This is a genomic window from Paenibacillus sp. JL3B1040 (assembly GCF_057063165.1).
In genome coordinates, this window is record NZ_CM169317.1 from 1,094,752 (window position 1) to 1,110,842 (window position 16,091).

A 16,091-nucleotide genomic window follows, 5' to 3' on the forward strand; every position below is an offset into this window, starting at 1 on the left:
CAAGACTCACACCAGCCGTTAGGGTGCAAGATTGCGAAAACGCTTAACCGCAATGGGATTACGAAAGAGAAGCTCCGGCATTCCCAATTTCCGCTTCACTTGATCCATCCATATATGCCCATCTAATGTCAAATAAAAGGAGAGCCGGAATTATTAAGCTTTTCCCATCTGCGATTCAGCGGCGTCGGCTGCAACGGGGCGGGCGGCAACATCCTGATGATGCCGGAAACCCGCACCTTTACGAACAACAGCAACGAATACAAGCAGCCCTACGACAAAAGCAGCGAGCAGGCGTCCGCAGGCTATTACGCGGTAACGCTGAACTCCGGCGTCGGGGTTGAGCTGACCGCGTCGGATAACGTGGGCTTTCACCGGTATACTTTTCCGGAAAATGCCTCAACTACATCGGTATTGGTCGATTTAAGCAATAATTACAGCAGAGACGGTATGCTGGATGCCAGCCTGCAAGTGGAGAACAACAATACGATTTCCGGCATGATCAAGGCCAAAAATGTTTGCGAACGCGGATACTACGTCATGTATTACTCCATTCAATTCGATCGTGATTTCGCTTCCTACACGTCCTGGCAAGGCGACGCGACGGGAACGGAAGCAACACGCACCGGGCCGAAAACCGGCGTATGGGTCAACTTCGATAACGCCGCGGGCCAAGTCGTACAAGCGAAGGTCGGCCTGTCCCCGATCAGCGTCGAGCAGGCGAAATACGAACGCGATCACGATATCGCCGGATGGGATTTCGACGTCCAGCATGCGAAAATTCGCGGCGCCTGGAGCGATTTGCTCGGCAAAGTGGAAGTGACGGATGCGGACGAAGAGAACAAGAAGATCTTTTACACCCAGTTGTACCATTCGTTCCTTCATCCGAAAAACGTGACCAGCTCCGTTGGCACCTTTAAGGCGGGACGCGACGAGAACACGATTCGCCAGGCCTCGGAGCTCGGCGACGACTTTGAGTATTACAACGGCTGGGCGACGTGGGACGACTTCCGTAAATACGCGCTGTTCTCCGTGCTAACGCCGAAGGAATACAACAACATGGTCAAATCGCTGGCCGATTTGTACAAAACGCGCGGAACTTACACGCAATGGGGCGAAGGCTATTGGCCAAGCCCAACGGTGCGGAACGAATTTAACGGGGCGGTTGTGCTGGACGCCTACGCGAAGGGATTCCGGGATTTCGACGTGGACACAGCGCTGCAAGGCATGGGCGTCGACGCGGACAATTTCGGGGATCAGGACAAAGTATCCGGCCAACTGGAAAAAGCGCGAAGCGGCTATTTCCCGATGAAATTGGCCGAGCTGGTCGGCGATAAAGCGACGTACGAGAAATACAAGCAGGTGGCGTTGTCCTACCGAAAATTGTGGAATCCGAAACAGGCCGACGAGCAGGGCCGGAGGATCGGTTTCTTTACGCCGAACGGGATGGACGTGAACGGAGCGGACGTGACGGCGGTGGGCAAGCACGCCTACCAGGGCAACCTGTGGCAATATCGCTGGTCCGCGATGCAGGACATGGAAGGACTGGCCGAGCTGATGGGCGGCAAAACGGAAATGGCCAAGCAATTGCTGGACTTTTTCGAGCGGGACGAATATATGGCCATCAACGAAACGGACCTGGATGCCCCGTATCTGTTCAATTACCTGGGGTATCCTTATCTGACTCAATATTACGCCCGTGAATTTACGACGGAAGTGGTTACGCAAAAATATCACAACCACGGGGCATACGCGCACCCGTTGAAATCGCGCGTATACCGGGCGGACCCGGAAGGATATCTGCAGTCGATGGACGACGACGCGGGCGCGATGGCTTCCTGGTTCGTGTATAGCGCACTGGGCCTGTTCCCGGCCAACCCGGGCGATGCCGCTTTCCTGATCGGATCGCCGATCTTCACGGAAGTGAAGCTGCATCTGGACGGCGGGAAGACGTTGACGATCAAAGCGAACAACGTCTCCAGCAAAAACCGCTTTATCCAATCGGCGCAGTTGAACGGCAAGAACTTTGACCAAGCCTGGATCAGCTACGAGGATATCATGGCCGGCGGCACGTTGGAGTTCGACATGGGTTCCGAGGCGAATATGGCTTGGGGCGCCAAGGCCGAAGCGGCTCCCCCGATGACCGACTTCGGCGGCGGCGGCGATGAAGCGCTGAGCCGCCGGGAGGTGATCGCCCTCGGCTCGGAGTGGAAGTATTACGACAAAGGGCAAGCTCCGAGCAGCGGTTGGCAGGGCGCCGGATTCGACGACAGCGCCTGGAATGCGGGAGCGGCTCCGCTTGGCTACGACAATAAGGGTTACGCCAAAACGGTCGTCAGCTATGGACCGGACGGCAACAACAAGTATCCGACGACCTATTTCCGCAAAACGTTCGAGGTTTCGAACAAACAGGATATGCTGGAGCTGGACGCCAAGCTGGTCCGAGACGACGGGGCCATCGTGTATCTGAACGGGCAAGAGATCTACCGCACCAATATGCCGGCCGACCCGGTGAACTATAACACGTACGCCAACGCTACCGTCGGCGATGAGCGGGACCGGGTCTCGTTCCGGATTGATCCGTCGCTGCTGGTCGAGGGAAGCAACGTGCTGGCGGCGGAGGTTCACCAGGTAAACGCCACCAGTTCGGACATTGCTTTCGATTTCGGCCTGGAGGCCGTGCAACTGCTGATGGCCCCCCCTGCACCAACCGCACCGGTCATCGATGATAAGGCCAACACCTTCGGCTGGACCGTCGTGCCGGGCTACGAAAACCCGACGGACTATGAGTTCACGACCGACGGCGGGAAAAACTGGACTCCAGCCAGTACCAACCCGCAAATCGTCGGACCGGGGGCCTACGGGGCCGGTCAGGTCCAGGTACGCGTCAAGGGCGACGCAAGCGCGGGAAGAGCTCCCGGCGAACGGCTGGTTTCTGACAAGGAGTATACCTCCGATATCGTGTGGGACGTGTTCGACCTGAAGGCGAATGTGAACCGAAAAGGCAATATGGTGGTAAGCATCGACGGCAAGCTGAAGGGAGCCTACGTCGATGAGGCGGTCGCCGTCATTCAACTGATGAACGGCAGCGGCCAGGCGATGTTGTCCAGCTCCGTGCCCGTGGAGACGGGAGCGTTCGATTTGTCGCAGACGTTTAACGTCAATTCGAGCCGATATCAGGTGAATATCTACCTGGTGGATGAATATAACGGCAATATTTACGAATCGGTGTGGCTGGCCGAACCGATCGTCTCGCAGGCCGAGCCGGTTCCGGAAACTCCGGAGCAACCGGGCGAGGGAGGATTGCCCGAACCGATTCCGGTTCCGGCCAAAACGCCTGAAGAGCCGGAGCCCTGGGAAGAGCCGCCGGCCGGACCGAATTTCTTCCAAACGAACGGCAAATTAGCGATCGAATTTGAGGACGCTACCGAGATGACCGACGCGAAGCATGCCAACGGCAGCGGGTTGGGCACGGAACCGAAGAACGGAGGGACTGTCGTAAAAAACACCTTCGACGGCGCATGGCTCGCTTATCAACGCGCAGATTTCGGAACCGCGGGCATGAACCGTGTAGAATTGGTTTACGACGCCCCTTCGGGGAGAGCACCGGAAGACGCGAGAGCGGAAATTCGCCTCGGCTCGGTCGACGGTACGCTGATCGCCACCGTTGCATTGCCCCAGACCGGGACCAGTTGGGACACGTACCGGACCGCTACGGCTGATTTGAACACTATAGTCACCGGTCTGCAGGATGTGTATATCGTATTGAGAGGCACGACAAACGGTTCGCAGCCTTATATCGGCAATTTCGACCGATTCACGTTCGACAAAATCTGAACTGAAGTCAGATATAACCATGAACCGAAATATTAGAATAAAAACTGCCCCAACGTGACGAAGGGGCAGTTTTTGTGCGACCGGCAGGCAGGGATCATTCCCCGCCCGATAGCAACCGCAGCAGGTTCTGCGGGATGTTGAACTTCTGGTTGTCGATGAGCAGTTGGAATTCTCCGGAAGCTTCGGCTTGGTGCGCGTGCTTGATTTCCTCCATTTCCTGCTGGAGCTGCTCCATTTTCATATCGAGCTCGTAGGCGGTATCGGCGGCATTCTTCAGATCCTGGAGCAGCCGATCCGGAACGGATTCATTGTATTTGTAAAATATCTTATGCTCCAGGCTGGCCCAGAAATCCATGGCGATCGTCCGGATCTGGATTTCGACGCAGACCATCTCCTCGCCGTCCGACATGAACACGGGCACCTCGACCAGCATATGCAAGCTTTTGTAGCCGTTGGGCTTGGGATGTTTGATATAATCCTTCACCGAGAGGATGTTCAGGTCCTTCTGCGCCTTCAGCATTTCGCTGATCCGGTAAATGTCCGAGATGAACGAGCAGGTGATGCGAAGGCCGGCGATGTCGCGGACGTTGCGTTTGATCTCTTCGAGGGATCCCGCGCCTCCTTTGCGGTACAGCTTCTTCATGATGCTCTCCGGCGATTTGATCCGCGATTTCGTATGTTCGATCGGATTATACTCATGCAGCAGTTGGAATTCCTCCTGCAAGATTTCAATTTTGGTCTCCACTTCGTGAAGCGCGAATTTGTACATCATGATGAACCGCGTCAGCGTCTTCTGTAAAGCCTTCATTTGTTCCAAGGGGTTAGCATTGGGCTTGTCGATCATGGTTTGGTTTTCCGTCCTTTAACATGAGTTATCAAAATAATTGCCTACTGCCATTATAACTTATGAGGAAGCCGGGAGCCAGAAAGGGGGGGAGCGAGATCGGATTTCATTCGCTGGCAGAGTTATCGGCGACGCTGTAAAATAACGGCATAAAACTGTGCGATTGGCACATGTTAAAACCCGTGTGGTCCAAAACTTTTCAAGAAGGGGAGATCTTTATGGCAAACATCGTTTTTATTTCGCCGGGCAAATATATTCAAGGTCAAGGCGCTTTGCGGGAACTGGGCAAGCACATTACAGATCTGGGGCGGAAACCGTTGATCCTAGCCGACGAGGTAGTTTGGAACTTGACGCAAGATGCGGTCACGCAAAGTTTGTCCTCGGTACAAATGGAGTTTCATTTCGTCCAGTTTGGCGGCGAAGCTTCTTCCAATGAGGTGAGTCGAATTGTCACGGAGGGACGAGCGCAATCTGCCGATTTCGTTATCGGGGTTGGCGGCGGCAAAACGCTGGATACGGCCAAAGCCGTTGCGGACGAGCTCAAGTCCAAAGTGGCGATCGTGCCGACCACGGCGTCGACCGATGCTCCCACAAGCGCTTTATCCGTGATTTACAGCGATGAAGGGGTGTTTGAGTCCTACCGTTTTTACCATAAAAATCCTGATCTAGTGCTGGTGGATACCGCCGTTGTCGCCAAAGCGCCCGCCCGTTTGTTCGCTTCCGGCATCGCCGACGCCATGGCGACCTGGATCGAAGTGCGTGCCACGGTGAAAAGCAACGGCAATGCGATGTCCGGCGGAAAACCGAGTATCGCCGCCCAGGCGATCGCCCAAGCCTGCGAAGAGACGTTGTTCAAGTACGGCGTTCCCGCGTATCAGGCCGTACAAAAAGGGCTGGTTACCCGGCATGTGGAGGCGGTGGTCGAAGCGAACACCCTGCTTTCCGGCCTCGGTTTTGAAAGCGGCGGATTGGCGGCGGCTCATGCCATTCACAATGGCTTTACGGTATTGTCGGGCGATATCCATCACTTGACTCACGGGGAAAAAGTAGCTTACGGTACGTTGGTGCAACTGATGTTGGAGCTCCATCCCGAAGCGGAGATCGTTAAGTACATTGACTTTTACCGGGAACTGGGACTTCCGACAACCTTGAAAGAAATGCATCTGGAGGATGTGACTTTTGAGGATTTGCTGAAAGTGGGCAAAGCAGCCACACAATCGAATGAAACGATGGTGAATCTGTCCGGCGAAATCACCGCCGAGGAGGTGGCCAACGCCATTTTGGCGGTTGATGTGTTAAGCCGACAATTGGCATAGTGGATAGTGGTTCCGTCGGCCGTGGCCAATCGGCACCGCCCAAAAAACGAGAGCATAGGGGAGGACCGGCGCATTTGCAGGGGGAAGATGAGAAAAAAGACGAGCTCGCAAAAGCAAGCGAGCTCGTCTTTTTCTGCACAAATTAACCTTTGGCTCAGTTGCCGAGCTGCGACTTCACCTGCTGCACTTCTTGGCTGTCCGCCATCATCGCCGGCTGGTAGAAGCCTTTGGACTCGGCCAGTTGGAACAGCTCGTATTGGGATTTCTCGCAATTGTCCCGGATTTGTTGAATGGTTGATCTCAATTGGAGATTGGCGCATTCCGAAATGACGCTGCTGTAAGTGGTCAGGCTGCTTTTGACCATGGACAACGCGTCGTTAACCATTTCTTTATCCTGCATCATGGTGTAGAGCTCCTTCCTAATTCAAAAATGACATCAGCTGTTGCTTGGTGTTCAGCGCGTCCTGGGCCGATTTCTGGAAGTAGGCTTTGACCTGCGGGTCGACGGACTGCTGCGCGTAGGTGAGCATTTTTTGATGTGCCGTTTCGTGGGCGCCGATCAGGTGCCGCAAGCTTTGCAGCTCTTGCTGGTTGATTTGGGCCATGCCATCTGCTCCTTTCATTTGGTATTCGTTGGTTATTGTTTGCGAAACCGGGACAAATATGCGGTTCGCTTATGTTCCCTGGGGAAAAGAGGCGGATTGGTGAATAGATTGTGACGGAAGACGGGACTTTGCCAACTCGGGCCCCTCCTTCCATGTCATGGGAACTATTAAAATAGTCACTGTGATCTTCGCGAATTCAGTTAAAATTAGGAAAGCGGCTTCATTTGTATTAATTGACAAAAATGCAAGCGATACGGTGGTGCTTTGACCCTGTGAGAATAAAACCAAAAGGTGGAATCATCATGCATAGGCTAGGAAAGCCATTCCGATTGTTCAGGCTGTTCAGGTTTCGTTCGCTTACCGGTAAATTGGTGGGAATGATTGTGCTGTTAATAACGGTATGCGCCGTTTCGTTTACGCTGGTGTCCTATTACGAAGTGCAGAGATCGATGACCCGCCAGATGAAAAGCGACGGGACAACCCTGGTGACGAATATCAAACGGGAGATCGTCAGCAACGAGCTGTTGGATATGGGCCAGTTGCAGAAGGTGTTTCACACGATTAAAGAGGAAGGGAACGGCAACATTGTTTATATTTCCCTTTCCGATGCGAAAGGAAATTTGATCGTCTCCGACAATAGCGGGATTCGGGAGGGGGGCGAAGCGGCGGCCGACGCAACCGCTTCCGCTTCGGCGACGGCGACCAACACGGATTTGACTGCCGTTGTTGCCAATCAGGAAACCAAGGGCAGCATACTGAAAACCGGCGGCGGGGAGAAGGTTTATAACATCTCCACGGATTTTGCTTATAGCGAGGAGCTCTCCGGCGCGTTGAATGTCGGGATTTCGCTGAAGAGCATGTATGATCAGATCCGAGAAGCGATGCTGGAGACGATTGTCCTATCGCTCGTGATCCTGCTGTTCGCGGTTGCCCTGGGCTTGCTCATGGGACGCCGGATGATTCGCCCGATCGCAATGATGTCCAAACGTATTAAGCGTTATGCCGCCGGGGACTTTTCGGAAGAATTCATCCATCGCAGTCCGGATGAAATCGGCAAAATGGCAGAGGATTTGGCCCATATGCGCAGTAAGCTGGGCGGGATGATGGAGAACATCCAACTTCGTGCCGGCCGGGTTACGACCGGTTCGCAGCAGCTTTCGGTCATGATCGGGGAGAGCTCGCAGGCGGCAAAGGAGATTTCGACGGCGACGGACGCGCTGGCGGAGGGGTCGGGAGACCTTGCCGCGAATGCGCAGGAAGGGCTGGAGCGGCTCCAACGCTTGGCGGAGGAGATTCTTTCGCTCGCCGAACGGGCAGACCGGATGAAGTCCGGCATTGAAGATACGCAGCAAGCGAACCAAACGACCATGAACAGCATGAAGCAGTTGCAGCGGGCGATCCGCGATAACGCGGAAGTGACGATTCACATCGAAGAGCAGGTGAATGATCTCAGCGACAAGTCGGAATCAATCACCCAGGTCGCGACGGTTATCAAGGCCGTAGCCGAACAAACGAATCTATTGGCGCTAAACGCCATGATCGAAAGCGCCAGAGCCGGCGAACAAGGCCGGGGATTCGCCGTTGTGGCGGAGCAGATCCGCAAGCTGGCCGAGCAAACGACGGGTTCGGTACAGGGGATTGAGGCGATGGCGGGGGAAGTGGCGGCCGCGGTAGCGAAAACCCGAGAGTATATGCAGCAGGGAGCCGAGGTTATTACCCGAACGAGCGAGGTGTCGCGGGAAACCGGCCAAGCGTTCCGGCAAATCGACCGGACGATTAGCCATATGATCGCCGGGATGCAGGAGCTGATCGACGGAATCACCCAAGTCAACCAAGACAAAAACGAGGTGATCGGCACCATCGAACGCATCGCCTCGATCGCGCAGGAATCCACCGCTTCCACTGAGGAAATCTCCGCTTCTACCGAGCAGCAGTTGGCAAGCATGGAGCAGGTGTCCGCTTCGGCTGGCGAAATGAAGAGCATCGCCGACGAGTTGAATCGTCTGGTGGGACAATTCAAATTTTACTGAACTTGCCTCTCAAACCCAACATCCGTTACACTGATACAAGAATAGAACGAGGAACTGCGGTTAGTGATCCTAACCGGGTAATGAGGACAAGCCATGGCATTGAAAAAAAGGGAGCAACAATCGCTTCGAACCAAGCAAAAAATATTACGCAATTCGATCGAGTTGATTACGGCCTATGGATACGACGAGGTCACGATCTCGCAGATTTGCCAGAAAAGCGAAGTGGCCAAGGGCTCATTCTATACCCATTTCAGCTCCAAAAGCGAGATCGCGATCGAAATCCTAAAGGACATTAACGTTCGATTATTCCATGGCCTGGAGATCGATGCAATGGAGCCGGCGGAGTTGCAGCTTCGGGAGTATACCCGGTTATATTTTCGCACGGTGATGGAATGCGGGCCGGCGATGTCGCGGGAGATTTTCAAAATCATCCATACGGTCCAATTCTCCAGCGGGGACGTGTCCGACTTGCACAACAGCTTTATCGAGCGTTATATTCGCCTGGGACAGGAGCAGAGCGTGTTCCGCAAGGAACTTAATCCGGAGAAAATCGGCCATTATTGGTCGGACGGCAACCTGGGGTTGGTCCGCTATTGGATCGCCGACAGCGAACGCTATGACTTGATGCAGGAAGGCTTGGATTATTTCGATTTTATGATGAGCGCGATCCGTTCGTGAAAAGAAGACAACCCGTTTCTCCGCAGCATTTCGCGGTGAAACGGGTTGTCGCCGTTTTCTGGTTATTTATGGGCGGCGGCATGCTCCCCGGCAATTCGGCCGGAGTTGACGGCAAACGCCATCGTCAAGCCTTCCACGTCCGGATAGCTGTTGTCATACAAGCCTCCGGCATCGTTGCCGACGGCATACAGGCCAGGAATGACTTTGCCTTCGGCGGTTACGGCCTGCAGATCCTCGTTGACGCGCACGCCGCCGATCGACCCGTAAGTCGAACCGCTGACGCGGATGGCGTAGAACGGACCTTTTTCGATCTTGTACTGCAGGTAAGCCGGGTCTTTGTAATAAAGCGTATCTTTTTTGGCCGCTACCGCTTGGTTATAGGTTTGCGCCGAAGCTTTCAATTTTGCGGCGTTCATGCCGGTTTTGTTGGCCAAATCGTCAAGCGTATTGCCGATGGCGACAATGCCGTCTTTGGCGAACGTCTCCAGATCAGCTTGCAAGTCTTTAATCGGCGCGGTCTTCAGCTTGGTGACGTCATTGCGTCCTTGGGCAAACAAGCCGTCCCCGTTCACTTGGTACGCGCCGCACAAATCGCTGCCCTCTTGGGTCAGCTTGTCCACCGTCGCTTGGTCGATGACGGCAAAATATTCGCCGCCCACGGAATAAGCGGCATTGCCCCACAGAACGTTATCGTACACTACGCCTTCGTCCACGAACCGCGTGCCTTCTTTATTCACCCAGAACAGCGGAAGATCCTTGACCGTAAAGGTCGGACGGCCGTTGTAGTTTTCGAAGATCCCTTTGGTCTCCGACAGGTCGCCCAAGTGGATTTGGATCACGCCGCTGCCGATTTCATCGGCTCCGACAGCCCAGGCCATCTTCACGCCTTCGCCTTTGTTGCCCCATCCGTAATAGTTGTAGTAGTTTACTTTTGTTTTCTCTTTGAACATCTCTTCGTTGGCGCCGAAACCGCCGCTCGCGAGGATGACGCTCTTCGCCGACACCTTCAGGGTGCTGCCGTCCTCCATCGTGGCGGTAACGCCGGTTACGCGGCCATTGGCGTCGGTGATCAGCGATTGGCCGGTGGTGTTGAAGCGGACGTCAACCCCGAGTTCTTTTTGCATCCGTTCATGCAGTTTGGCAAAATCGGATTTCGCGTTCGTCCATAAGTGATAAGTCTTCGGCGAATCGACGTGCAGCTTCTGGTTAACCCCAAGACTCAGCCGCAATCCGATGCCGTTGGCCTGCAGCCAATCGATCGTGCTGCCCGATTTGTCGAGAATCGCTTTGAGCAGCGGGGCGTTACTGCGGTAGTGGTTGTATTTCTCCAGGTAGTTAAACAGGTATTCGGTCGTTACGGTTTCGCCCGCCGCTTTTTGCAGCGAGGTTTCCGTTCCGGCGATGCCCATCGCGTAGTTTAAGAGACCGCCCATGGCGGAGGTTTTCTCCAGCACGATGACCTTCGCGCCGTTTTGGACCGCAGCGAGCGCAGCGGCCGTTCCCGAAGTGCCGCCGCCAACGATGACGACGTCCGCCTCAGCCGTTTGCACCTTGCCGCCGGTTGCAACCGTTTGCAAATCGGAGGGCTTCAGGCCGGTTTGCGCCAGCGCCGCTTTAGCGGCTGCCAATACGGCGGCCGAGGTGTGGGATGCGCCGGCGATGCCATCCAGCTCCACGTTCTGCTTGGCTAACATTTGCTCCTGCAGCTTCTTCGCGGCGGCACCCCCGACTTCCGGCGTTTCCTTATCCGCTTGAATCGTGACTTCGGTGATTTTCTTGCCTTCGACGGTCAGCGTAACCTTGACATCGCCTCCGAACCCTTTTTCCGTTGCCGTGCCCGTCTTGTTGCCGGCTTCTTGCGCCGCAGCGGCACCGGCATCGCGGACGGCCTTGCTGCCGATTTGCGCGCCGCCGAACACGAGCGCCAAACCCAGTAAGCCCGCCGTTACCGGCTTAATCCAAGATTTCATAGCTAAAACTCCCCTTCAACCATTGATTTGGCCGCGTTCGATGACTGAAGTCAGTGACCGTGGTCATTATTAGCTTAACTCGGTCTGTCAATTGATAAAGTGAAATAATTCACAATAGAGTGAAAATGCCGGTATTGCCGCACCGCCATCGAAGCGGAGAAGGGCAGGCTTAGGGAATTCGGCGGTGAAGGCTTTAAAAAACGCCTTACAGCCGCTGCAAAGGATAATATAGCTCTACTTCGCAATAATGCGCGTCGGCCACGGCCGTATCGATCCGCTCGAAGCTCATTCGGTCGGGGTTTTGCTTCTCGATCCGCGGCATCCAAACCCGAAAAATATAACTCCACAAACTGCATAAAGTGGCGCTGGAAACCAACTCGGGTCCATGCAGTCCGATATATTTGAACACCGCGTACTTATGTGCCGGTACCCTATCCGCTACCATACCTTCCGGAAGGACCTCCAGCCGCGACACCTCGAGGGAGGGCATATAATAGCTTCCTCCCTTCTCTTCGTCGGGCAGCCGCGTCAAGCCGAAATAAACGCCGGGGTTCACGGCGTGGGGAATTCGGTGCCGCTCCCGGAAGAAGAACTCCGTTCCCTCCCGGTTGGCCGTCTGGTTTCGGGCGTTCTCCTCCTCCACGATCCAGGTTCGGACGCCAACCAGCCGGAAGGCGGGCTTCACCACGATTTCCGGCTTAATGAGCAGCCCCTGTCCGACCTCCCCCCATTCCGCCGGATCGAGTTTATCCACGATCACGGCCGGCCGCCGTCCTTCGCGAAAAACCGCCGGCGTCATGCCGAATTCCTTTTTGAAAGCGCGAATATAGGATTGATGGTGATCGAAGCCGAACTCCTGGGCAATATCCGTTACGCGCAAGCCGGAACAGAGCAGGTCCTGAAGGCTGACCGCCAACTTTCTGGAACGGACATAGTTCATAAGGGAGTAACCGGTGATGCGCCGGAATACCCGGTGCAGGTGAAATTTCGATACATAGGAAGACGCTGTCAGTTCTTCCAGCGTGGTCTTGGAACGCAGCGATCCCTCGATGTCTTCCACCAGCTGTTGCATGATATGGAATAACGGTTTTAATTCCATGATATTTCTCCTTAGGGGCAAGGATAGCAAGATCGGTTCCTTCATCCGGCCCCGCGATGGTCATAATGGAGTAAACGCCTTGGCGCATTCTCCGTTTCTTCCCATTATACCAAACGTTTGTTCTTGTTTGAAGCGGGAGTAGGGGGGACGCCATATTTTGAAGGGAGGAAGTAAAGGAATTCAACTTGCCGATGCGGCGGAAATTGCGAAATTTCCGCTCATGACTAAAGTCTCGGGTTCCTTTTCGTTGTTCATGAAAAAAATTCAGAAAGTCCTTTTGCAACGGCTGGCCAGCGCTTACGGTACGGATGCGGCGGCCATGAGGTACTTCCGGGGCGGACACGACTGGTCGGACGGAGTATTGTACGAGTACGGGCATGGCGATGAAACCCGCATCCTAAAGGTAATGGAGTTTCCCGCCACGGAGGCCGGCGACAAATTGCCGGCGCTGGAGGCCCGTTTGAAATTCGTCCGGTATCTCGGGGAATCGGGCATCCCGATGATCTTCCCCGAACCGTCCGCGGACGGGGGCCTGCATGTTCGCGAGCCGGACGGGGAGCGGATCTACGTCGCCTATTCCTATGCCAAGCGGGAGGGAACTCACATCTTCCAAGCGCCGCAGGATGAACGTGAGATGTTCTTTGTTCGGTGGGGGGAGGTCATGGGCCGGATGCACGTCGCAGCCCGGGAGTACCCGGAGTGGCGGCGGTTGCCCGAGGACCCGGAAGGAACGAGGCTCGGGTGGGAAGCAGAATGGAAGTTTTTCCACGATTGGTGCAAGGACGAAGCGGTGAAAGAAAGCTGGCGCCAATTGAAGACCGAGCTGGACGCCTTGCCTATCGAACGGAGTGGGTACGGGTTTACCCATAACGATTTGCATTTCGAAAATCTGCTCATCGGCAAGGACGGGCTGACGGTTCTCGATTTCGACGTGGCCAGTCCCCATTGGTTCGCCTGCGATTTGGCGATCGCTTTGTACAGCATCTTTACCTATGCGGCGGGCGGCCGGCTGGAGCATCCCCCAGCCGATGAAAAGGAACCGAAGCGGCTGTTCCAATCCTTCCTGCGGGGCTATGAAACCGCGAATAAACTGGATGCCTTCTGGTTCGAACGGATTCGCTTGTTCCTGCATTACCGCCGGATCTTGTTGTTCATTGTCTTTTCCGATGAGCTGGAACGAAGCCATCCCGAGCACCGGCGGGTGTGGAGGGAACGTATCTTGAAGAACGCCCCGTTCCCCGACTACGGGAAAGAATCTTCGCCTCTTCGGAGTTGATCCGCGCACCCCCGAAACGGCAAAAACCTCCTGCACATGGCCTATGCAGGGGGTTTTTGCCATCGTTTTTATCTCCATTCTCCTTAGTTGTCGTAGGCATTGACTGTCGCACCGCCGGCGTCCACCGCCAGCCAATATTCGAAATTTTCGCGCGTTTCCAAATAAATATTCAAGGACGGTTCCTTGATTTCGTTTAGCGTCAGCGTAAAATTGCCGTAGGCGTCGGCTGTCGCCGAGTAGGTTTGAAGCCGTTTGGCTAGCGGCGAAGGGCCGTGGATATGGATCGAAAACGTCTTTCCCGCGACTTCCGGGAACGTGCCTTTAAGGGTCAGCCTGTGATTCTCCGTATAGACGGCTCTGACGGTATTATCGGGAAATCCGCCGTTTTTCTCATTTTCCGTGGACGGGGTAGGTGTCAGGGGTTTGCACCAGACCTCAAATCCCAGCTCTTTTAAATTTTTCAAAAATACAATGGCATCCGCCCGCGTCAATGTTTCGTTCCGGGCATAACTTTCCGCCTTTTCCGCGGAATATCCCATATTGATCATATAGCGGATCGCCTCATCGTCCGAGTAACTTCGGCCTCCGAGGCCGGAAACGAACCGGGCCGCCTGCAGCCAAGTCATCGGTTGGTCGCGCAGCTTAATGTTTTTAATGCTGGCATCTACGTCAAGGTTCAGCGTGCCGGCGAACCGGTAATATTTATCGCTCCAAGCGCCGCGATCGTAATAAGGGGTTCCTCCTTCGCTATCCAGGCGCTTCACCATGTCGGAATCGGCGTACAGCTTGAACAACATCGCGAAGAACTCGGCTTCCGAAACGGGATTGTCCGGTTTGAACGTGCCGTCTTTATACCCGGAGGCAATCTGCCGATCAAGCGCCCAGACGATGGCATCGCTGGCCCAGTGGTTGGCGACGTCGCTGTATTGCGCCACCTCCACGACCTCGACCGGCAGTTTCAACTGCTTACCCTCGTAGCGAATTACGATGTCCGTATGCCCCGGCTTTAGCCCTTTAATGAAGCCATCGGTGATTTGAATCCGATCGGAGCTCGCCGTGGCCGTGAAATTGGACTCCACGACAAAACGCAATCCGTTTTCGTAGGAAGCGATGATTGTCGGCAGTTCAATTTGTCCGTTCAGCTTGACGGAGAGTTCCTTCGGTTCGGCGGATAAGCCTAGCAGCCGATCTGTTCGGCTTGGATCGATTTTAAAGAATTCGGTCTGATAGGAGATTTCGGCCGGGGTGCCATCTGGCTTCCGCAGTCCCGTGATATGTACCGAAAAACGTTCTCCGTCCCGAATCAACTGCGCGTCGTTCGGGCGGAAAATAATGGCGTAAGTCTTGCCGTAGCTAGTAGTATCGTTGACATTGAAATAAGCCTGTTGATGCCATTTCAGATCGCTGTCTTCGACGTTCAGGTATCCGGCCGGAAAGGCTTCATCCACCATATCTTCGCTAAAGGTCCACGTTCGTTGATCCGACATCCGGGTCAATTCCACGCGCACCTCGGATAAGGAAGGAGCCGCGAATCGTTTGGCGTTCAGTTGCACCGACCAGGCTTGTTGGCCGCTAAATACCTCCAGCGGAAAGGCGCCTTTGTTCGGATACAGGCTGTAGTTGAAGTCCAAACCGTCGCCCCGTCCGGCATCCAGTACCTGCATCGCGCTGTAGTAGGTTTCGACTTGCGCCCCTTCTTTCGCTTTGGAGGCCAGGCCAAAGCCGATATTCTGAAGCTGCGGGCTCAATATCCAGCGGCGGTGCCCCAGCCTGTCGATATTGGACGCGTCCGAATCGTCCATATAAGATCTCACGCTGCTCGCCAACATATTGCCGGAGCCGCCAGGGGTCAGAAATAGGTTCGAGGTGCTGGTCGAAGCATACCCGGTATCGAAAAACGCTTTGGGCATATCGGCCGGCTGCTTCGGATAGTGCGTCAAATGTCCGGCCGTGGAGACGAGCACGGCACCGTGTTGGGCCTGACGGTTCAACGCCGGATCCAGCCTTAGGTCGCTGGGCAGTCCCGCGAGATATCGGTAAAAGTTGGCCGCGTCCAAACCTTTTTGCAAATAGTCTTCCTGCAGCGAGCCCGGCGAATAGGGAGCCGTTGTTGAGGGCTTCTCCGCAAAAATTGAAGCGTTTATCCCGCTTTCCTCCATCCATAATTTCCAGTGTTCGACAATTTCCGATTTGCTGCGCTCGGGCAGTTGGCTGTCGACCTGCTCGGCGAACGCGGTCTGCGGAAGCCACAGCAAACCGAGCATCAAGCCGAAAGCCGCGCAGAACCGGGCCAGCTCCATGGTCCATTTTTGCATTTTTTTAAGCTACACTCCTTTTGTCGGGTTCCCCGGGATAGATCCGGAAAAATTCGATATTTCCTTCTCTATTTCGACATTTTCCTGATATCCCCTTTTTAGGGAGGAGTGCATATGTGTGCAT

General features: G+C 54.9%; 11 protein-coding genes. 5 read left to right on the forward strand and 6 right to left on the reverse strand.

Going from position 1 to position 16,091, the window contains the following annotated elements:
- The first annotated feature begins 213 nt into the window (after positions 1-213).
- Complete coding sequence (locus tag ACZF99_RS04810; RefSeq protein WP_483612535.1) at positions 214-3,834, forward strand: glycoside hydrolase domain-containing protein; 3,621 nt, start codon at positions 214-216, stop codon at positions 3,832-3,834.
- Between the two features lie 94 nt (positions 3,835-3,928).
- Here the strand turns inward: ACZF99_RS04810 and ACZF99_RS04815 are convergent, their stop codons facing one another.
- On the reverse strand, positions 3,929-4,642 hold the full coding sequence (locus ACZF99_RS04815) for a GTP pyrophosphokinase (protein WP_483609505.1): 714 nt from the start codon (positions 4,640-4,642) through the stop codon (positions 3,929-3,931).
- 254 nt (positions 4,643-4,896) lie between these two features.
- Between ACZF99_RS04815 and ACZF99_RS04820 the strand changes: the two genes are divergently transcribed.
- Positions 4,897-5,994, forward strand: a complete 1,098-nt coding sequence (locus ACZF99_RS04820) for a glycerol dehydrogenase (protein WP_483609507.1) — start codon at positions 4,897-4,899, stop codon at positions 5,992-5,994.
- 154 nt (positions 5,995-6,148) lie between these two features.
- On the opposite strand, the gene ACZF99_RS04825 is transcribed toward ACZF99_RS04820, so the two are convergent.
- Together ACZF99_RS04825 and ACZF99_RS04830 are read right to left on the reverse strand one after the other, a co-directional pair.
- Complete coding sequence (locus ACZF99_RS04825; protein WP_483609509.1) at positions 6,149-6,397, reverse strand: spore coat protein; 249 nt, start codon at positions 6,395-6,397, stop codon at positions 6,149-6,151.
- Between the two features lie 16 nt (positions 6,398-6,413).
- The gene (locus ACZF99_RS04830; RefSeq protein WP_240268535.1) at positions 6,414-6,599 is read right to left on the reverse strand and encodes a hypothetical protein; all 186 of its coding nucleotides are present in this window, start codon (positions 6,597-6,599) and stop codon (positions 6,414-6,416) included.
- 377 nt (positions 6,600-6,976) lie between these two features.
- Between ACZF99_RS04830 and ACZF99_RS04835 the strand changes: the two genes are divergently transcribed.
- Positions 6,977-8,629, forward strand: a complete 1,653-nt coding sequence (locus tag ACZF99_RS04835; protein ID WP_483612537.1) for a methyl-accepting chemotaxis protein — start codon at positions 6,977-6,979, stop codon at positions 8,627-8,629.
- A gap of 93 nt (positions 8,630-8,722) precedes the next feature.
- On the forward strand, positions 8,723-9,307 hold the full coding sequence (locus ACZF99_RS04840) for a TetR/AcrR family transcriptional regulator (protein WP_483609512.1): 585 nt from the start codon (positions 8,723-8,725) through the stop codon (positions 9,305-9,307).
- A 62-nt stretch (positions 9,308-9,369) separates the two neighbouring features.
- Here ACZF99_RS04840 and ACZF99_RS04845 read toward each other — a convergent pair whose 3' ends face one another.
- Both ACZF99_RS04845 and ACZF99_RS04850 read right to left on the reverse strand, forming a co-directional pair.
- The gene (locus ACZF99_RS04845) at positions 9,370-11,277 is read right to left on the reverse strand and encodes an FAD-dependent oxidoreductase (protein WP_483609514.1); all 1,908 of its coding nucleotides are present in this window, start codon (positions 11,275-11,277) and stop codon (positions 9,370-9,372) included.
- A 205-nt stretch (positions 11,278-11,482) separates the two neighbouring features.
- Positions 11,483-12,376, reverse strand: a complete 894-nt coding sequence (locus ACZF99_RS04850) for an AraC family transcriptional regulator (protein WP_483609516.1) — start codon at positions 12,374-12,376, stop codon at positions 11,483-11,485.
- Between the two features lie 220 nt (positions 12,377-12,596).
- Between ACZF99_RS04850 and ACZF99_RS04855 the strand changes: the two genes are divergently transcribed.
- On the forward strand, positions 12,597-13,652 hold the full coding sequence (locus ACZF99_RS04855; protein ID WP_483609518.1) for a phosphotransferase enzyme family protein: 1,056 nt from the start codon (positions 12,597-12,599) through the stop codon (positions 13,650-13,652).
- Positions 13,653-13,735: 83 nt separating this feature from the next.
- Here the strand turns inward: ACZF99_RS04855 and ACZF99_RS04860 are convergent, their stop codons facing one another.
- Positions 13,736-15,967: a CAP and S-layer homology domain-containing protein gene (locus ACZF99_RS04860; RefSeq protein WP_483609520.1), complete on the reverse strand. Its 2,232-nt coding sequence runs from the start codon at positions 15,965-15,967 to the stop codon at positions 13,736-13,738.
- Between the last annotated feature and the right edge of the window lie 124 nt (positions 15,968-16,091).